Origin of the sequence: Streptomyces sp. NPDC086080 (assembly GCF_044540255.1) — a bacterium.
GTDB lineage: Bacteria > Actinomycetota > Actinomycetes > Streptomycetales > Streptomycetaceae > Streptomyces.
Genome location: NZ_JBITRU010000041.1, coordinates 38,532 through 57,364 on the forward strand (window position 1 = coordinate 38,532; position 18,833 = coordinate 57,364).

Here is an 18,833-nt window from a genome sequence, read left to right on the forward strand (position 1 = left end):
TCGGCGATGGTGACGTTCGCGCAGGCGCAGGAGCGCGCCGAGGAGTGGGTCAACGGGGATGTGCCGGCGTACCAGCATCGTGAGGTGCGGGTGCGGGAGTTCGACCTCGGGTTCGTGGTGTGGGCGGAGGACCGTGCGGACGGGCCCCGTTCGGACGGTGGTGCGCAGCGGTTGGTGATCGCCCGTGACAGCGGTGAGGCGACGCTGTGGCCGGGGCTGCCGGTGGGTGAGGTGATCCGCCGGTACGAGGAGGAGTACGGCCGTGACGCGACGGCGTCCGAGCCGGTGCCGGCGCCCGCGGCTCGGGTGGATCTGAATCAGACGTCGTTCTTGTTGAGCCCGCCGGAGTGGTTGCAGGAGGCGGCGGACCGGCTGGGGATTCCGGATCGGCGCGGGGAGGGTCCGGGGCGGGACGAGGGTGCAGCGTCCGCCGCGTCCGCCGCGTCTGCGGTGTCTCCCGGTTCCGGCTCGGGTCCGGGGGCCGGTTCGTCCGGCGGCTCGGGGTCGGGGTGGGCCTCGGGCTCCGCTCCGGCCGCGGCGTCCGCCTCGGGTCCGGGGACGGGTCCGCAGGACGCGGCGCCGGGTTCCGGGAGCGCGGGTGCCGGGGCTCCGGCGCCGGGTGCGGGCGCGGGGTCCGGCAGCGGGCAGGCGTGGCCGGCCGCCGGCGGGGGCGGTTCCCGGGCGGCTGCCGACGCGCCTGCCGGGGCGACGCCGTGGGCCGGTACGGACACCAACGGCGATGGCGGCGAGGACCGTTCCGTGCCGTTGCCGGAGACGGTGTTCGCACAGCAGTTGAGCGAGTCGGGTGACGACACTCCGCCGCCCCCTCCTCCGGCGACGGCGGAGGCGCAGACGGCGCTGATGTCGGGTGGGAGTCAGCTGCCGCCGACGGCTGTCGCGCCGGCGATCACGAATCCGGCGCCGCGGCAGGACACGCCGCCGCCCGCGGGGTACGGCTATCCGCAGGGCGGTGCGCCGGGTACGCCCCCGCCGGGTACGCCCCCGCCGGGTGTGCCCGCACCGGGTGTGCCCGCACCGCCGGCCGGTCCGGGTGTGCCGGAGCGGCCGCTCGCGGCCAACGCCGGTGACATCGCCGACGCGGCGACCAGCAAGGCGAGTCCGCCGCGCCGTGGCGGGGGTTCGACGACACCGCCCCCGCCGGGCGCCCCGGGGACCCCGGGCGCGCGCCCGGGGGGCACGCCGCCGCCTCCGGCGGGCGGGTACGTACCGACGCAGATGGTGTCGTCGCTCGGACCGGAGGGGCCGGGGGCCCCGCCGCCTCCGCCCGGTGCCCCGACGCCGCCTCCGCCCGGTGGTACGCCGCCCGGTGCGGTTCACCATGCGGCGACGATGTTCGCCGACCCGGGAGGGACGGGTCCGGGCGCTCCCGGAATGCCCGCGCCTCCCGGTCCCCCCGGCGTCCCTGGCGCTCCCGGCGCGTCTCAGCCGCCCGTACCGCCCGGTGCTCCCGGTACGCCCCCGCCGCCCGCTGCCCCCGGCGCCCCGGGGACCGCGGGAGGCGGGCGTGGTCCCGTGCACCACGCGGAGACGGTGCTCGCCGCACCTCCGGTGAGCGGCCCCGGTGCGCCCCCGCCGCCCGCACCCCCCGGTGTTCCCGGCGTGCCCGTCGGTGTGCCCCCGAGGGCGCCCGGAGCCGTGCCGCCCGGTACGCCCCCGCACGGTGTCCCGGGTGGCCCGGGGCAGCCGCCGGCGTACGGCTATCCGCCGCGGCCCACCGGCCTGCCGACCGTCGGTCCCGGCTACCAGGCGGTGCTGCGCTACCGGGCGCAGGACGGCAGTGAGCAGCAGCTGATCCGGCGTTCGGCGCCGGGTACGCCGCATCCGGAGTGGCAGATCTTCCATGAGCTGCGCGCCATGAACGTTCCGCCGGACCAGGTGCTGGAGCTGCACACCGAGCTGGAGTCGTGCGAGCTGCCGGGTGCGTACTGTGCGCGGATGATCCGGGAGCAGTGGCCGCAGGCGCGGATCACGTCCATCGCGCCGTACGGCACGGATCACGCGAGCCGGCAGCAAGGCATGCAACAACTGCTCGCGCACCAGGGCGAGTTGCATCAGGTGGCGGACGGTCCGGCGCGTCTGGCGCCGGTGCGTGCGCCGGTCGTGCCGGTGCAGCCCGCGCCGCCCGTTCCGCCGGAGGCGATCGCGCAGGAGCTGGCCGGGGCGTTCGGGCCGGGTGTGTTCCGGTTCGAGCAGGCGGCGGTGTCCCGGCAGGGTGTGCCGCCGGTCGTGGCGCACACCCTGGTGGTGGCGGGGCTGCCGATGGACATGGGCCCGTTCTTCTGGGCGCAGGCGCAGCCGGGCCGTCCGGTGCCGACGCTGGCGGAGTTGGCGGTGGAGCGGGGTGTGCGGGCGGCTGCCGACGCGGGCTCGTACCTGGTGATGGGCAGTGACTTCGGCAGGGCGATCTGTGTGCAGTACGGCACGGCGAACATCGTGGCGGTGCCGGTGGAGGCCGGGCCGGGCGGTGCGCCGGTGCCGCCGCAGTTCGTGAACACGGGTCTGCCGGAGTTCGCGCGCTGTCTGGCGCTGCTGGGCCGGATGTGGCGGCTGCGGTTCGGGCTGAACCAGGAGCAGGCGGGCCGCTGGACGGTCGATTTCCAGGCGCAGTTGGCGGCGCTGGACCCGGCGGCGCTGGGATCGCCGGAGAGCTGGTGGTCGGTGCTGCTGGAGCAGATGTGGGACGGGCTGCTGTGACCGCCTGACGGCGAACCGTGTGACGCGCAGGCGCTCGCCGCACCCCGTGTGACGCGTGAAGCCGGGTCCGGTCGTTTCGACGACCGGGCCCGGCTTTTGCGTGCCCGCCGCGCGGAGCGGCGCGCGGCGGCCGGGGGACTGTCGCGGAGTGTCGCGTTATGAACACTTCCATGCGATCCATCAAGATGTGCGCGATTCATCCCATTTCGTGCTCGGTCGTCGTGCTGGGCTTCGTGTCCGTCGGTGGAAGAGGGGTTCCAGGGTGAGCAGCGCATCGGTGTCGTCGCAGGGCTTCGAGGTCGTACGGGGTCGTGGCTACCGTCCTTTGCAGGTGATCGCGTACGTCGAGGCCCTGTCGAAGGACCGTGACGCCGCCTGGGAGCGGGCGGCGCGGCTCACCGTGCTGGCCAGGGAGATGGAGGAGGAACTGGAGCTGCTCCGGGGGCGGGTGGCGGCGCTGCCGCCGCAGACGTACGAGTCGCTGGGCGAGAGCGCGAAGCGGTTGTTCGAGCTGGCCGGGGAGGAGGCGACGGCCGTACGGGAGGGGGGCCGGCAGCAGGCCCAGGACCTGATGGACCTGGCGCGGGACGAGGCGGCCGGGGTGGAGGAGGCCGCGCGGGCGTACGCCGGCACGGTGCGCGCGGAGGCCGACGAGTACGCCCGTGAACGGCTGGCCGCCGCCCGTGCGGAGGCCGACGAGATCCGGATCGAGGCCCGCCTGGAGGTGAAGGAGCAGCGCGGGCGGACGCTGGCGGCGCTGCGGGAGATGCGGGACCGCACCTCCCGGATGCTCGCCGAGGGGGCCGGTGAGCAGGCGGAACGGCTGGACGGGGTGGCGCGGGAGGAGGCCGTGCGGGCGGCCGCGCTGGATGCCCGGGAGGCGGAGGCGGAGGCGTGCGCGGAGCGTGCGCTGGCCGAGGCGCGGCAGGTGTTCGCGGACGCGGAGGAGTGGGCGAGCCGCCGCGCGGAGGAGGCGCGGGAGCGTGCGGCGGAGGTGGTCGCCGAGGCGCGCGTCCGCGCGGAGGGCATCGAGCGGGAGACCGAGCGGGTCCTGCGCGACCACGCCGACCGGCGGGAGGACGTACAGACGCACATGGACCATGTGTGCGCCAGCCTCAGCGCGCTGACGGGGCGGGTGGTGGAGTAGGGGGTCCGGCTTCGGCAGGGGGTTCCGCCCGGATCGGCTCGGACTCCCGTCACGCTCGGACTCCCGCCGCCCTCGAAGTCCCGCCGTTGGGTGTCGGCTTGACCCTGACGCGGCGGGAGGGAGGAGTCTTGGACGGGACCACGGGAGGAGCGACCCCGAGACGGACTGCGCACTTCGGTGCAGTCCCCTAGGGGTACCTCCGCCTTACGGCTCGGGGAGGGTTCGTACCGGCGGAGGACGAGAGGGCGCCGGAGGGCTCCTTAACCTGGCTTTACGCCGTCGGGGGGTGGCGGAGCACAGCAACGGGGGTGGGGTTTTCCTCAGGAAAAGACTGCGCTGAACACCAGGGCGCCCGACCCTCCTCCCCCGCGAGACTGAAGCACACACCGAACAGCGCGTACCGAACAACGCGCACCGAACGGCCACCGAGCGAGCGGGGCGGCCGCCGGAGCATCGCACTCATCTGTTGACCGACATAGGAGAATTACCGTGACATCGGCTGTGACCATTCCCAGGCACGGGGGCACTGGAGGGCGGACGGCCGTTGCCGCGCGGGCGCGGCAGGTCGTGAAGGCGTACGGGTCGGGCGAGACCCGTGTCGTCGCCCTCGACCATGTCGACGTGGACATCGCCCGGGGCCGCTTCACCGCGATCATGGGCCCCTCGGGGTCCGGCAAGTCCACCCTCATGCACTGCCTCGCCGGTCTCGACACCGTCTCGTCCGGGCAGATCTACCTGGACGAGACCGAGATCACCGGCCTGAAGGACAAGAAGCTCACGCGGCTGCGCCGGGACCGGATCGGGTTCATCTTCCAGGCGTTCAACCTGCTGCCGACGCTGAACGCGCTGGAGAACATCACGCTGCCCATGGACATCGCCGGCCGTAAGCCCGACAAGGCGTGGCTGGACCGGGTGGTGGAGACCGTCGGGCTCGCGGAGCGGCTGAAGCACCGGCCGACGCAGCTCTCCGGCGGTCAGCAGCAGCGGGTCGCCGTGGCGCGGGCGCTGGCCGCCCGGCCGGAGATCATCTTCGGTGACGAGCCGACCGGGAACCTCGACTCCCGCGCGGGCGCCGAGGTGCTGGGCTTCCTGCGCCGCTCGGTCGACGAGCTGGGCCAGACCATCGTCATGGTCACCCACGACCCCGTCGCCGCCTCCTACGCGGACCGGGTGCTGTATCTCGCCGACGGCCGCATCGTCGACGAGATGCACCAGCCGACCGCCGAGCAGGTGCTGGACCGCATGCTGTGCTTTTCTGGGGGAAACCCCCAGACCCCCGACTTCGACGCCCGGGGGCGTACGTCATGACCGTCCTCAAGACCTCGATGCGCAACTTCTTCGCGCACAAGGGACGCATGGCGCTGTCCGCGGTGGCGGTGCTGCTGTCGGTGGCGTTCGTCTGCGGAACGCTGGTGTTCACGGACACCATGAACACGACGTTCGACAAGCTGTTCGCGGCCACGTCCTCGGACGTCACGGTCAGTTCCAAGGACGCCTCCGACACCGGTGAGACGACCTCCGGCAACGGCAAGCCGCCGGTCATACCGGCCTCCGTGCTCGACCGGGTCAAGGGCGCGGACGGCGTGAAGTCGGCCGAGGGCACGGTGGCCTCCACGTCGGTGACCGTCGTCGACGGCGACAAGGACAGCCTCTCGCCGACCAGCGGTGGTCCCACCATCGTCGGCAGCTGGAACGACAACGACGCCCGCACCATGGACATCACCTCCGGCGTGGAGCCCAAGGGCGGCGACCAGATCATGGTCGACGCCGACACCGCCGACAAGCACGACCTGAAGCTCGGTGACGAGATCGGCGTCATCAGCGCGGTCGGCACGCACACCGCGAAGATCTCCGGCATCGCCGACTTCACCGTCACCAACCCCGGTGCCGCGATCTTCTTCGTGGACACGAAGACCGCGCAGCAGATCCTGGTGGGCGAGAGCGGCGTCTACACCAACGTCAACGTCACCGCGGCGGCCGACGTCACCGACGAGCAGCTGAAGAAGAACGTCCTGGCCGAACTCGGCGGCGGGTACAAGGTGCTGACCGCGGAGGAGACCGCCGAGGCCAACCAGAAGAACGTCGGCGACTTCATGAACGTGATGAAGTACGCGATGCTCGGCTTCGCCGGGATCGCCTTCCTCGTCGGCATCTTCCTGATCATCAACACCTTCTCCATGCTGGTCGCCCAGCGCACCCGGGAGATCGGCCTGATGCGGGCGATCGGCTCGTCCCGCAAGCAGGTCAACCGCTCGGTGCTGGTCGAGGCGCTGCTGCTCGGCGTCTTCGGCTCGGTCCTCGGCGTCGGCGCGGGCGTCGGTCTCGCCATCGGCCTGATGAAGCTCATGGGCATGATGGGCATGGAACTGTCCACGAACGACCTCACGGTCGCCTGGACGACCCCGGCGCTCGGACTCCTTCTCGGTGTCGTCGTCACCGTGCTCGCCGCCTATCTGCCCGCCCGGCGGGCCGGCAAGATCTCCCCGATGGCCGCGCTGCGCGACGCCGGCACCCCGGCGGACGCCAAGGCCGGCTGGGTACGTGGCGGGATCGGCCTGCTCCTCACCGGGGCCGGCGGCGCCGCCCTCTACCTGGCGGGAACCGCGGACAAGGCCACCGACGGGTCCCTGTGGCTGGGCCTCGGCGTAGTGTTCTCCCTGATCGGGTTCGTCGTCATTGGACCGGTGCTGGCGGGCGGCATGGTCCGCGTCCTCGGCGCCATCCTGCTGCGGGCCTTCGGTCCGGTGGGCCGTATGGCCGAGCGCAACGCCCTGCGCAACCCGCGCCGCACCGGCGCCACCGGTGCCGCGCTGATGATCGGACTGGCGTTGGTGGCGTGCCTGTCCGTGGTCGGCTCCTCCATGGTCGCCTCGGCCGGCGAGGAACTCGACAAGGCGGTCGGCACGGACTTCATCATCGGGAGCGACCGGGGCAAGCTGATCACCCCGGAGGCCGTTGCGGCCGTGAAGGCGACGCCGGGAGTGGAGCGGGTCACCCAGTACAAGTGGACCGAGGCCGACTTCACCACGCCCGACGGCAGGACGACAGAGGAGACCGCGATCACCGCGGCCGACCCGACGTACGCCCTCGACCTGAGGGTCGAGACAGTCGCCGGCAAGCTGACCGACGCCTACCGGCCGAACTCGATGTCCGTTCACGAGGACTTCGCCAAGGACCACGACGTCAGCATCGGCTCGAAGATCGACGTCGCGTTCAAGGACGGCACCACCGGCGCCCTGACGGTCCGGGCGATCACCAGCAGCGAGAACGTGGTCGACGCGGGCGCGATGTACACGTCCATCGACACCCTGGCGAGGTACGTCCCGGCCGACAGGATGCCCCTGGACCAGCTGCTCTTCGCCTCGGCGAAGGAGGGGCAGAAGGACGCCGCGTACACGGCCCTCAAGGACGCGCTGCATGACAACCCGCAGTACAAGGTGCGCGACCAGACCGACTACAAGGAGGCGCTGAAGGACCAGATCGGCCAGCTGCTGAACATGATCTACGGTCTGCTGGCCCTGGCGATCGTCGTCGCGATCCTCGGTGTGGTGAACACCCTGGCCCTGTCGGTGGTGGAGCGGACCCGGGAGATCGGCCTGATGCGCGCCATCGGCCTCTCGCGCCGGCAGTTGCGCCGCATGATCCGCCTGGAGTCGGTCGTGATCGCCCTGTTCGGTGCCCTGCTGGGCCTCGGACTGGGGATGGGCTGGGGCGCCACCGCCCAGCAGCTGCTCGCGCTGGAAGGGATGAAGGTTCTCGACATCCCGTGGCCGACGATCATCGGCGTCTTCATCGGCTCGGCCTTCGTGGGCCTGTTCGCGGCTCTGGTCCCGGCCTTCCGCGCCGGCCGCATGAACGTCCTGAACGCCATCGCCACCGAGTAGCCACCGCATACGGGGGTTGCGGAGGACCCGGCGCCGGAAAGTCCTTGGGGGGACTTCCCGGCGCCGAGCGCGTGCGCCCACCCCACCCTCGCCCTTCACCCCCGGAGGTGGCCGTGGCCAACCCCCGCGCCGACGCCGCCTGCTTCGTGTTTGGGCCTCCGTGCCGAGGCCGCCTGCCTCACCATCGAGCCCTACGAGCCGGCGCCCGCGCCCTCGACCCTGGGCCACTGCTGGCCCGATGTTGAGGCCGCCGGGCCGCCGAGCCGTGGCTCGCCTCTCGACCCACCGAGTCGGGTGGTGGGTGGGCACAGGCCGGGGGTCCAGGGGGCGGGAGCCCCCTGGGGGCCGAGCCGCAACCCCGTCCACAGGGCCGGCGAGCGGTTGTCCACAGCCCCGGCACCCGCGGACGTGGCGACGTACCCTGGAAACCCCCCGGCCCGCAGCGCGCGTCGGGCCCGTCGTGTTGCACCCGCGCACACATGCCCCCGCACCCCCCCGGACGGAAAGCGCCCCGAATGAGCCTGCACGGTCTGCTCGACGCCGTAGTCAAGGACACCGCCCTCGCGGAAGCGATCACCGCGGCCACCGACGGCAACCGCATGCACGTCGACCTCGTCGGCCCGCCCGCGGCCCGCCCCTTCACGATCGCCGCCCTGGCCCGTGACACCGGCCGCTCCGTGCTCGCCGTGACGGCGACCGGCCGCGAGGCGGAGGACCTGGCCGCGGCCCTGCGCTCCCTGCTCCCGCCCGAGGGCGTCGTGGAGTACCCGTCCTGGGAGACCCTCCCGCACGAGCGCCTCAGCCCGCGCAGCGACACCGTCGGCCGCCGCCTCGCCGTACTGCGCCGCCTGGCCCACCCCCGCCCCGACGACCCCGAGACCGGCCCGGTCTCCGTCGTCGTCGCGCCCGTGCGTTCCGTGCTCCAGCCGCAGGTCAAGGGCCTGGGAGACCTGGAGCCTGTCTCCCTGCGCACCGGCCGCAGCGCCGACCTGAACGAGATCGTCGAGGCCCTCGCCGCCGCCGCGTACGCGCGCGTGGAGCTTGTCGAGAAGCGCGGCGAGTTCGCCGTACGCGGCGGCATCCTGGACGTCTTCCCGCCCACCGAGGAACATCCGCTGCGTGTGGAGTTCTGGGGCGACGACGTCGAGGAGATCCGCTACTTCAAGGTCGCCGACCAGCGCTCCCTGGAGGTCGCGGAGCACGGCCTGTGGGCCCCGCCGTGCCGTGAGCTGCTGCTCACCGAGGACGTACGGGAGCGTGCGCGGGTCCTCGCCGAGCAGCACCCGGAGCTGGGCGAACTGCTCGGCAGGATCGCCGAGGGCATCGCCGTGGAGGGCATGGAGTCCCTGGCGCCCGTCCTCGTCGACGACATGGAGCTGCTGCTGGACGTGCTGCCCCAGGGGTCCATGGCCGTCGTCTGCGACCCGGAGCGGGTGCGCACGCGCGCGTCGGACCTGGTGGCCACGTCGCAGGAGTTCCTGCAGGCATCCTGGGCGGCCACGGCGGGTGGCGGTGAGGCCCCCATCGACGTCGGCGCCGCCTCCCTGTGGTCCCTCGCGGACGTCCGCGACCGGGCCCGCGAGCTGGACATGATGTGGTGGTCGGTGTCGCCGTTCGCCGCCGACGAGACACTGGAGGCGGACACCCTCAAGCTCGGCATGCGCGCCCCGGAGAGCTACCGCGGCGACACCGCGCGGGCGCTGGCCGACGCCAAGGGCTGGCTCGCCGACGGCTGGCGCACGGTGTTCGTCACCGAGGGCCACGGCCCGGCCGCCCGCACGGTCGAGGTGCTCGGCGGCGAGGGCATCGCCGCGCGCCTCGACACCGACCTCGGGGAGATCACCCCGTCCGTCGTGCACGTCTCCTGCGGCTGCATCGACCACGGTCTCGTCGACCCGGCACTCAAGCTTGCCGTCCTCACCGAGACCGACCTGACCGGCCAGAAGGCCTCCGGCCGCGAGGGCGCGCGGATGCCCGCCCGGCGCCGTAAGACGATCGACCCGCTCACCCTGGAGGCGGGCGACTACATCGTCCACGAGCAGCACGGCGTGGGCCGCTACATCGAGATGGTGCAGCGCACCGTGCAGGGCGCCACCCGCGAGTACCTGGTCGTGGAGTACGCCCCCGCCAAGCGCGGCCAGCCCGGCGACCGCCTCTACATCCCCACCGACCAGCTGGAGCAGATCACCAAGTACGTCGGCGGCGAGGCACCCACCCTGCACCGGCTCGGCGGCGCGGACTGGACGAAGACCAAGGCGCGCGCCAAGAAGGCCGTCAAGGAGATCGCCGCCGACCTGATCAAGCTGTACAGCGCCCGTATGGCCGCCCCCGGGTACGCCTTCGGGGCCGACTCGCCCTGGCAGCGCGAGCTGGAGGACGCCTTCCCGTATGCGGAGACGCCCGACCAGCTCACCACCATCGCCGAGGTCAAGGAGGACATGGAGAAGTCGGTCCCGATGGACCGTCTGATCTGCGGCGACGTCGGCTACGGCAAGACCGAGATCGCGGTCCGGGCCGCCTTCAAGGCCGTCCAGGACGGCAAGCAGGTCGCCGTCCTCGTCCCCACCACCCTGCTGGTGCAGCAGCACTTCGGCACGTTCACCGAGCGGTACGCGCAGTTCCCGGTGGTCGTGAAGGCGCTGTCCCGCTTCCAGACCGACACCGAGGCCAAGGCGGTGCTGGAGGGCCTGTGCGAGGGCTCGGTGGACCTCGTCATCGGCACCCACCGTCTGTTCTCCTCCGAGACCAGGTTCAAGGACCTGGGCCTGGTCATCGTCGACGAGGAGCAGCGCTTCGGTGTCGAGCACAAGGAGCAGCTGAAGAAGCTGCGGGCCAACGTCGACGTGCTGACCATGTCGGCCACGCCGATCCCGCGCACCCTGGAGATGGCGGTCACCGGCATCCGCGAGATGTCGACCATCACCACGCCGCCGGAGGAGCGCCACCCGGTGCTCACGTTCGTCGGTCCGTACGAGCAGAAGCAGATCGGCGCCGCCATCCGCCGCGAACTGCTGCGCGAGGGCCAGGTCTTCTACATCCACAACCGGGTCGAGTCCATCGACCGCGCGGCGGCCCGGCTGCGCGAGATCGTGCCCGAGGCGCGGATCGCCACCGCCCACGGTCAGATGTCGGAGTCGGCGCTGGAGCAGGTCGTCGTGGACTTCTGGGAGAAGAAGTTCGACGTGCTGGTGTCGACGACGATCGTCGAGTCCGGCATCGACATCTCCAACGCCAACACCCTGATCGTCGAGCGGGGCGACAACTTCGGCCTCAGCCAGCTGCACCAGCTGCGCGGCCGGGTGGGACGCGGACGGGAGCGCGGTTACGCCTACTTTCTCTACCCGCCGGAGAAACCTCTGACGGAGACCGCGCACGAACGCCTGGCCACCATCGCCCAGCACACGGAGATGGGCGCGGGCATGTACGTGGCGATGAAGGACCTGGAGATCCGCGGCGCCGGAAACCTGCTCGGCGGCGAGCAGTCCGGGCACATCGCGGGCGTGGGCTTCGATCTGTACGTACGGATGGTCGGCGAGGCGGTCGCGGACTACCGGCGCCAGCTGGAGACCGGTGAGATCGAGGAGGAGCCGCCGCTCGAGGTCAAGATCGAGCTGCCCGTCGACGCGCACGTCCCGCACGACTACGCGCCCGGCGAGCGGCTGCGTCTGCAGGCCTACCGTGCGATCGCCTCCGCCAACTCGGAGGAGGACGTCAAGGCGGTACGCGAGGAGCTCGTCGACCGCTACGGCAAGCTGCCGGAGCCGGTGGAGAACCTGCTGCTGGTGGCGGGTCTGCGGATGCTGGCCCGCGCGTGCGGGGTCGGGGAGATCGTGCTCCAGGGCACCAACATCCGCTTCGCACCGGTGGAGTTGCGTGAGTCGCAGGAACTGCGTCTGAAGCGCCTCTACCCCGGTACGGTCATCAAGCCGGCCGCCCACCAGGTCCTGGTGCCGCGCCCGAAGACCGCGAAGGTGGGCGGGAAGCCGCTGGTCGGGCGGGATCTGCTGGGCTGGGTGGGGGAGTTCCTCACATCCGTCCTGGGTTCCTGACGGCGGCTCGGGTTCCTGACGAGGGCTTGTGGACAGCGAGCCGTCCACGGCGTCATTGCCGTGGACGGCCCTGACGGGTGCGCGAGGCCCTACGGACGGTCGGGGCGGTCGCGGTGTATGCCGAGCCGGCGTTCGGCATGCTGCTGCCCGGTGTCGATCTGCTGCTCGTGCTTGCCGCCGGTCCTCTCGTTCAGCTTCTTCTCGGCGGCGTCCGAGGCCTTGTGGGCCTTCTCGCGTGCCGCCTTGTTGCTCTTGAACTTGTCGAGGATGCCCATCCGGAACTCCTTCCGAGGTGACTCCCCCTCGACGATACGCGTGGTTCGCGGCACATGCGCAGAACAACCCGATATGGTCTGGACCACTCGCTCGTTACGGTGAGACCCGGCGTGGTCGACCCGCGCCGGGGCAGGGATCGTAGGAGCGAGGGAGGGGCGCGGTGACGCGACACATGGGGCGGGGCAGCAGAATCCGGCGCACGATACCGGTGGTGGTCGCTTCGGTGGCCCTGCTCGCCGGCTGCGAGGTGGTCCCGGAGCCGGATACCCGGGCCGGTGGCGGAAGCGGCGATGCGGCGGCACCCGACGGACGTGCCGTCAGCCCGCTGGACAACCCGGACGGTACCGAACCGGGCCTCGCGCCCGTGACCGGCGAGAAGGACCGTGCGGCGGCCGTCGGTCTGATCGAGAAGGTGACCACCAAGGGCCGCGGCCCGAAGACGGGCTACGAACGGGACGAGTTCGGCTATGCGTGGATGGACACGGCGGACGGCGTGCCGCTCGCGAGGAACGGCTGTGACACGCGCAACGACCTGCTGAAACTCCACGGCCGGAACGTCGAGTTCCGCTCCGGTTCCGACTGTGTGGTCGTCGCGATGGACCTGTACGACCCGTACACCGGCAAGGACATCGCCTGGAAGAAGGCGAAAGCCTCCGAGGTGCAGATAGACCACGTGGTGCCGTTGTCCTACAGCTGGCAGATGGGCGCCTCGCGCTGGTCGGAGTCCAAGCGGAGGCAACTGGCCAACGACGCCCTCAATCTGCTCCCGGTCGAGGGCCGGGCCAACTCCGCCAAGAGCGACTCCGGCCCCGCCTCCTGGCTGCCGCCCGACCAGCGGATCCGGTGCGCCTACGCGGTCCGCTTCGCCCAGGTGGCCCTCAAGTACGAGATGGCGGTGACGGCCCCGGACAAGGGGATGATGCTGAAACAGTGCGGCGGCTGATCGCCGACGGCGGGGCGGCCGCGGCCGGCCTCGGCGACGGCCGGACCTACGGTTCACACCGGACCGAGGCCGGTCCGCGCACCCTGCGGACGCTTCGGGACGACAACGGTTCGGTACATCCCGAACCGGTTGTCGCCACGGGCCTATACGCTCGGACTCCGAGTTTCCATCGGCTACACCTGTACAGGAGCGGTCATGTACGGCCACGGCGCGGCGCCGCCCACCCCCAGCGGCGCATCGGTCATCACACAGCGTGTGCTGTATGCCGGCGCCGGCATCCTGTGCTGCGGCATGCTGGCCAGTGTGCCGCTGTTCCGTGTCGCGTTCCTGCGGGGACGGGCGCTGGACTGGGCGGCGGCCTGGGTGAGTATCCCGCTGTGGATCGCCTGCGCGGCGGTGATCGGCGCGCTGCCGGAGTCGGACCCCCGTACCGACGTCGCCGTGTTCGTGATGCTGCTGCTCGGCGCGGTCTCCGCCGCGTACTACCTGATCGTGGACATCCGCCTCCAGCGGCGGCCGGGCCCGTACCCGGGACAGGTGCCGCTCTCGCCGCACGCCACGACGATGCACTCCCCGGGCCCCCACACGCCCTACGGCTACCCCCAGCAGACCTCGCCGTATGCGTCCACGCCCGTACCGCAGCCGCAGACCCCCCACACCCCGGTCCCTCACACACCGGCGCCCCCCACCCCCGTACCGCCGCAGTCGCAGCCGCCGCAGCGTCCCGCGCCGGCGCGGATCGACCAGGTGCGGGCCGAACTCGACGAACTCAGCGACTATCTGCGCCGGACGGACGGTCAGCAGGGACAGCAGGGCACTGACGAAGGCGGAAGGTGAGCGTGACGACGGGACGTGTCGTCGCCGGTCGCTATGAACTGTCCACGCTCATCGGGCAGGGCGGCATGGGACAGGTCTGGACGGCCTACGACAAGAGGCTGGACCGGCGCGTGGCGGTGAAGCTGCTGCGCCCGGACAAGGTGGCCGGCCAGGAGGCCGACGAACTGCGCCGCCGCTTCGTGCGCGAGTGCCGGGTGACCGCGCAGGTCGACCATCCCGGCCTGGTCACCGTGCACGACGCGGGCAGCGAGGACGAGGAACTGTTCCTCGTCATGCAGTACGTCGACGGCGCGGACCTCGGCGACCACCTCACCGAACACGCCCCCTACCCGTGGCAGTGGGCGGTGGCGGTGGCCGCGCAGCTGTGCGCCGTGCTGAGCGCGGTGCACGCCGTGCCGATCGTGCACCGCGACCTCAAACCGCGCAACGTGATGGTGAAGCAGGACGGCACGGTCACCGTGCTCGACCTCGGTGTCGCCTCCGTCATGGACGCCGACACCACGCGCCTGACCCACACCGGCACCCCCATAGGCTCGCCCGCCTACATGGCCCCCGAGCAGGCGATGGGCGGCGCGGTCGGCCCCTACACGGACCTGTACGCACTCGGCGTGGTGATGCACGAACTGCTCAGTGGCGACGTGCCGTTCTCGGGCTCGACCGCGCTCGGCGTGCTGCACCGCCACCTCTACGAGGCCCCGCAGCCGGTGCGCCGGCTCCGCCCGGAGGTCCCCGAGGCACTGGAGGCGCTGTTGCTGCGCCTGCTCGCCAAGGACCCGCAGCACCGACCGGACTCCGCGCAGGAGGTCTACGAGCACCTCGCCCAGCTGCTCCCCGCGCGGGGCACCCCCACCGGCGCCCCTCTGGACCCCACCCGCCCCTTCCTGCGCCCGCACGCCCCCTGGCCGGACCGCGCCCGCACGCCCGCGCCCCAGCCGGCCCCCGCCGCACCACCCGCGCCCGTGGCGGGGAAGGCGGATGTCGCCGCCGCCGTGGACGAGGTGAAGCGGCTGCTCGGCGAGGGCCGTATCACCCACGCCGTCGACATTCTCGGCTCGATCCTGCCCGTCGCCGCCGACCGGCACGGCGAGCACTCCCCCGTCGTGCGCACCCTGCGCAAGCAGTACGCGGCCACGCTCCTGGACGACGGTCAGTACCGGCGTGCCCTGCCCGAGCTGCGCCGGCTCGCCGACGAACGCGCCGCCGAGGCCGGCCAGGCCGACCCGCAGTCGCTGCGCCACCGCTACGAGGCCGCCCAGTGCCTGGAGCAGCTCGGCGAACCGGCGGCGGCGCTCGCCGAGTACCGGACACTGCTGCCGTACTACGAGAACCAGTACGTGGCCGCCGGCGACCCGCAACTCGCCCATGACGTCCGCCGCCGCATCGGCCACCTCCTGCTCGCCCTCGGCGACCGCCCCGCGGCCCACGACACACTGGCCCGACTGCTCCACGACGTGGAGCGCGTCCAGGGCCCCGGACACCCGCTCGCCGCGGAGGTCCGCCGGACCCTGCAGTGGCTGGGACAGATGCGCGGATGACCACACCGCACGCCCGGCACCCACAACCGACCTCGCCATGATCAAGGAACTGCCGGACCAGGCCCACCTCGGCGTCACCCCGGTGCCTATGCCCATGTCCGACTCCGCCTTCAGCACCACGTCGTCGACGCGCTCGGAGCACGGTGATCAGCTTGCCGAACTGCCGCGGGCTCAACCCGCTGAAGGGGGCTATCCCAGGAGGGCTCCGACGCCGACGCCGACGCCGTGATCACACCAGACACGGCAAGATCATCTCACTCTGACCAGCAGTTACGGGGCAGGCCTTGGTCAGTCAGGGCTTCTGAAATAGTGCGGGCCCAACAGGGCTGCCTGTTGGGCCCACGCTCGTGCAGAGAAGGCGAATCTGGATGGCTCGTACTACACCGCCCCGCCGGTTGATGTCGAGGGCCTATTTCCGGAGCTTGCCGCTTTTCGGGGTACGGCGACGCGTCTGCATCCCAGGCCGGGAGCTGCGGGGGCTGGGGAGAGTTCGGTGGGCGGGCCGTTCTTGTGGCCGGCCGACGAGCCGTGGCCGCAATGCACAGAGCGGCACAAGAAGCGGTTCGGGGAACGGCTCGGTGATGTGAGGCTACGTCGGCGGATCCTCGCGGAGGCGTGGGGGCGCACGCCTCCACGAGGCCACCGGCCCGGCCCGACAGACGAGGAGGGCGAGGTGCTGGTCGCTCAAGCGGGGCAGGCACGCCCCCTGGCTCGAGGACACGGACCCCATTCCAATGCTGGGGGTGGCGCAGCTGTACCGCAGTGACGTTCCGAGCCTCGCCTGGCCAGGCGATCACGACCTGCTTCAGGTGTTGTGGTGTCCGTTCGACGCACATGGAGGCCTACACCAACCCGCTGTGGAGTTGCGCTGGCGGCGTTCGGACGAGGTGGGCGAGGGCCTCGGCGACCAGCCGGAACCGGAGGTGGTGGGTTCGGAGGGCTATGTACCCTCGCCGTGTGTGCTGCATCCAGAACAGGTGACCGAGTACCGGGCGCTTGGCGAGCTGCCCGGTGGACTGCGGGAACGTATCGAGGCATGGGAGGGGGACGAGGAGGACCTGGACGAGGACTCTGTGCTCTACCAGTCCGACCTGTCGGTCGCCCCAGGCTGGAAGGCAGGTGGCTTTTTCTGCCTGGCAGGGGACAGACCCGGCACCGGTGACGTGCGGGTGCGGGACAGAGACGGAGCCGCTGCTCACGGTGGCGAGCAAGGAGTGGGACGGGGCAAGCCGCACCTGGATTTTCCTTGAGGACCTTCCGACCGCCGACGCGATGGATGCGAACGTGCCCACGCAGGTGACCGTCGGCCGCTGGGGCTCGATGGGGATCTTCATCTGCCCAGCGGAGGCGTCGCATCCCCCCCGGCTGGTATTCCAGGGGTGAGAGCACGGCATGCGCCCAGGGTAGGCATGTGCGAAGTCGGCGGGAATGGGCAGTGCGACGTTGCCTGGCGGATGACCTCCCGCTGGCGTGCGATGGCGGCCAGAGCCGGAACGATCAGTCATGGAATCCGGCGAGGTCGGTCCCCGTCGAGTGGTCCTCGTCCTTGAGGGCTTGGACGAAGCCGCTGAAGGCGTCGGCCGGAAAGGTGAGGGTGGCCCTGGACGGGGCTTTTGAGTCGCGGATGGCTATGTGGGTGGGGGAGCTCGCGATCTCGACGCAGTTGTTGCCGTCGCCGCCGCCGGAGTAGGAGGACTTCCGCCAGTTCTCGGGGGTGATCATGGTGGGGCTCACAGCTCCTTGGCCAGCCTGTGGATGAGGTCACGCGAACGGCCGGGATCGAGCGACGCCGCTTCCACTCTACGAAAGAGCGTTCGGAAGACACCGAGCTGGGCTTCGGAATCGATGAGTCCGGTGCCGTGAGGTGCGTCGCGAACTGCCGTGTCCAGCTTGGGCACGGCGCCGCCCGCCAGCATCATCGGGCTCCAGGCTCCGCCGAAGTCATCCATGTCGAAGGGGATGACCCGCACCATGACGTGGTCCGCCTCGGAGAGCTCCAGGACGCGCATGAGCTGGGCTCGTGAGGTGGCTCGGTCGCTGACCCTGATGCGTAGTGCCGCCTCGTGGACGACGGCCTTGTACGGAATGGGATCAGGCTGCTCAAAAATCACTTTGCGCTGCATGCGGTGTCGGACACGCAGTTCAAGATCTTCCGCGGGGAGTTCGGGGACTCTGGAGGAGAAGGCGGCGCGGGCGTACTCGGGTGTCTGGAGCAGGCCGGGGATGAAGAGGAACTCCACGTCGTGCCGGTACGTGGAGTGGTGTTCCAGCTCGGCGATGTCCAGGAACGGCGTAGGTAACTGTTCGCGGTACTCCTCCCACCAGCCTTCCGTTCGGTCGGTGACCATCGCGGCCAGGGAGTCGATGAACTTCTCGTCTGTGCAGGCGTAGTTGGCGGCCATGCGGCGTAGGCGTTGCTTGCTCACTCCTGAGACGCCGGACTCGATCTGGCTGATCTGGACGGAGTTCACGCCGAGCATCGCGGCCGCTTCCCGGGAGGAGATGCCTGCTGCCTCGCGAAGCCTGCGCAGCTCGATCGCCAATCGCATCTGACGTGCTGTCGGCTCGCGCTTGGTTCCCACCGGTCGCTCCCTGCTTCAACGTGCCTGTCGACGCGACTCGTTCGGGGGGACAGATTACGGGATTGCTTGCTGAATCTTAATTCTAAGATCTACCGTCGGTGACGCGACGTACACGCTGCGGCATTCCGGGGCTTCGGAAGTGCACCGCTCCGTCCTGCCATGACGGCTGCGGCGATGCCACCGCCCGCACACCGCTGTAGAGCCCAACTCCTCACCCGACGACAGGAGCTGACTCATGTCCGAAACCGGCACCACAGCCGACCCCTGGGAGTACTGCCTCTACATTCCCAACGATCCCCGTGCCGTCACGATCAGCCGCCGGACCCTCCGCCTAATCCTCACCATGCACGGCCTGATCCGTCTCGTCGATACCGCCGAACTGCTCGCCGCCGAGCTGGTTTCCAACGCCGTGCGGCACACCAAGGGGTCCGCCGCGCTGCGGGTGCGGTGGGCGGCGGGAGTGTTGCGGATCGGAGCATGGGACGCGGACCCCGCGCCTCCGGAGCCCCCGGTGTCGTTGGAACGGGTCGTGGACCTGGAGGAGGGGCGCGGACTGGCGTTGATCAAGGCCTGCTCCGACCTGTGGGGGTGGCAGCCGCTGGCGAGGGAGGGCAACCGTGGCAAGGTCGTCTGGTGTGAGCTGGCCGCCGCCTGACCGAAGGGCTCGCCTTGGGGTCCAGGGACGGCTCCCCGTCCGCGGTCAGCGGCAGCGCCGCCATGAAACGTGGCCTGTCTGACCGGTGCTGGACCGGGAAACGTGGCCCTCAGGCCTAGTACTCCAGTCGTAGATCGTGATCTTCCTGGTGGGGGCCGGGGGCAGCCTGCAGTGCTGCCCCCAGCCCCTGGGTGGGTCAGTCTGACCAGC

General features: G+C 71.2%; 13 protein-coding genes. 10 read left to right on the plus strand and 3 right to left on the minus strand.

Annotated elements, in window-relative coordinates; genetic code table 11:
• Positions 1–6 precede the first annotated feature (6 nt).
• The 5 genes from ACIF9R_RS33315 (at position 7) to mfd (ending at position 11,795) form a co-directional block, all read left to right on the plus strand.
• Entirely contained in the window at positions 7–2,715 is a 2,709-nt protein-coding gene (locus tag ACIF9R_RS33315; RefSeq protein ID WP_399986146.1) for an SUKH-4 family immunity protein, read from the plus strand.
• A gap of 262 nt (positions 2,716–2,977) precedes the next feature.
• Positions 2,978–3,862 carry a cellulose-binding protein gene (locus ACIF9R_RS33320; RefSeq protein ID WP_399986147.1) on the plus strand — a complete coding sequence of 295 codons (885 nt, stop codon included), beginning with the start codon at positions 2,978–2,980 and terminating at the stop codon, positions 3,860–3,862.
• A gap of 489 nt (positions 3,863–4,351) precedes the next feature.
• A complete protein-coding gene (locus ACIF9R_RS33325; protein ID WP_399986148.1) occupies positions 4,352–5,170 on the plus strand; it encodes an ABC transporter ATP-binding protein in 819 nt (272 codons plus the stop codon).
• Positions 5,167–7,746 (plus strand): ABC transporter permease, encoded by a 2,580-nt coding sequence (locus ACIF9R_RS33330; protein ID WP_399986149.1) that lies wholly within the window; start codon positions 5,167–5,169, stop codon positions 7,744–7,746. The genes ACIF9R_RS33325 and ACIF9R_RS33330 overlap by 4 nt, the downstream gene beginning before the upstream one ends.
• Positions 7,747–8,261: 515 nt before the next feature.
• On the plus strand, positions 8,262–11,795 hold the full coding sequence (gene mfd / locus ACIF9R_RS33335; protein WP_399986150.1) for a transcription-repair coupling factor: 3,534 nt from the start codon (positions 8,262–8,264) through the stop codon (positions 11,793–11,795).
• An 89-nt stretch (positions 11,796–11,884) separates the two neighbouring features.
• Here mfd and ACIF9R_RS33340 read toward each other — a convergent pair whose 3' ends face one another.
• Positions 11,885–12,070, minus strand: a complete 186-nt coding sequence (locus ACIF9R_RS33340; RefSeq protein ID WP_399986151.1) for an antitoxin — start codon at positions 12,068–12,070, stop codon at positions 11,885–11,887.
• A gap of 173 nt (positions 12,071–12,243) precedes the next feature.
• Between ACIF9R_RS33340 and ACIF9R_RS33345 the strand changes: the two genes are divergently transcribed.
• The 4 genes from ACIF9R_RS33345 (at position 12,244) to ACIF9R_RS33360 (ending at position 16,636) form a co-directional block, all read left to right on the plus strand.
• Positions 12,244–13,014 carry an HNH endonuclease family protein gene (locus ACIF9R_RS33345; protein ID WP_399986158.1) on the plus strand — a complete coding sequence of 257 codons (771 nt, stop codon included), beginning with the start codon at positions 12,244–12,246 and terminating at the stop codon, positions 13,012–13,014.
• 195 nt (positions 13,015–13,209) lie between these two features.
• On the plus strand, positions 13,210–13,851 hold the full coding sequence (locus ACIF9R_RS33350) for a hypothetical protein (protein WP_399986152.1): 642 nt from the start codon (positions 13,210–13,212) through the stop codon (positions 13,849–13,851).
• A gap of 38 nt (positions 13,852–13,889) precedes the next feature.
• On the plus strand, positions 13,890–15,386 hold the full coding sequence (locus tag ACIF9R_RS33355; RefSeq protein WP_399986159.1) for a protein kinase: 1,497 nt from the start codon (positions 13,890–13,892) through the stop codon (positions 15,384–15,386).
• Between the two features lie 743 nt (positions 15,387–16,129).
• Positions 16,130–16,636 (plus strand): hypothetical protein, encoded by a 507-nt coding sequence (locus ACIF9R_RS33360; protein ID WP_399986153.1) that lies wholly within the window; start codon positions 16,130–16,132, stop codon positions 16,634–16,636.
• Between the two features lie 247 nt (positions 16,637–16,883).
• On the opposite strand, the gene ACIF9R_RS33365 is transcribed toward ACIF9R_RS33360, so the two are convergent.
• Positions 16,884–17,108 carry a DUF397 domain-containing protein gene (locus ACIF9R_RS33365; RefSeq protein ID WP_399986160.1) on the minus strand — a complete coding sequence of 75 codons (225 nt, stop codon included), beginning with the start codon at positions 17,106–17,108 and terminating at the stop codon, positions 16,884–16,886.
• Between the two features lie 8 nt (positions 17,109–17,116).
• Entirely contained in the window at positions 17,117–17,935 is an 819-nt protein-coding gene (locus ACIF9R_RS33370) for a helix-turn-helix domain-containing protein (protein WP_399986161.1), read from the minus strand.
• Positions 17,936–18,203: 268 nt separating this feature from the next.
• Between ACIF9R_RS33370 and ACIF9R_RS33375 the strand changes: the two genes are divergently transcribed.
• Positions 18,204–18,623, plus strand: coding sequence for an ATP-binding protein (locus tag ACIF9R_RS33375; RefSeq protein WP_399986154.1), 420 nt, complete (start codon positions 18,204–18,206; stop codon positions 18,621–18,623).
• Positions 18,624–18,833: the final 210 nt, after the last annotated feature.

What these genes read in the sequence shown, in the direction of transcription:
- ACIF9R_RS33315 (WP_399986146.1), top strand. Translation starts at nt 7, where the DNA reads ATGGTGACGTTCGCGCAGGCGCAGGAGCGCGCCGAGGAGTGGGTCAAC.
- ACIF9R_RS33330 (WP_399986149.1), top strand. Translation starts at nt 5,167, where the DNA reads ATGACCGTCCTCAAGACCTCGATGCGCAACTTCTTCGCGCACAAGGGA.
- mfd (WP_399986150.1), top strand. Translation starts at nt 8,262, where the DNA reads ATGAGCCTGCACGGTCTGCTCGACGCCGTAGTCAAGGACACCGCCCTC.
- ACIF9R_RS33340 (WP_399986151.1), bottom strand. Translation starts at nt 12,070, where the DNA reads ATGGGCATCCTCGACAAGTTCAAGAGCAACAAGGCGGCACGCGAGAAG.
- ACIF9R_RS33345 (WP_399986158.1), top strand. Translation starts at nt 12,244, where the DNA reads ATGGGGCGGGGCAGCAGAATCCGGCGCACGATACCGGTGGTGGTCGCT.
- ACIF9R_RS33350 (WP_399986152.1), top strand. Translation starts at nt 13,210, where the DNA reads ATGTACGGCCACGGCGCGGCGCCGCCCACCCCCAGCGGCGCATCGGTC.
- ACIF9R_RS33365 (WP_399986160.1), bottom strand. Translation starts at nt 17,108, where the DNA reads ATGATCACCCCCGAGAACTGGCGGAAGTCCTCCTACTCCGGCGGCGGC.
- ACIF9R_RS33370 (WP_399986161.1), bottom strand. Translation starts at nt 17,935, where the DNA reads ATGCGATTGGCGATCGAGCTGCGCAGGCTTCGCGAGGCAGCAGGCATC.
- ACIF9R_RS33375 (WP_399986154.1), top strand. Translation starts at nt 18,204, where the DNA reads ATGTCCGAAACCGGCACCACAGCCGACCCCTGGGAGTACTGCCTCTAC.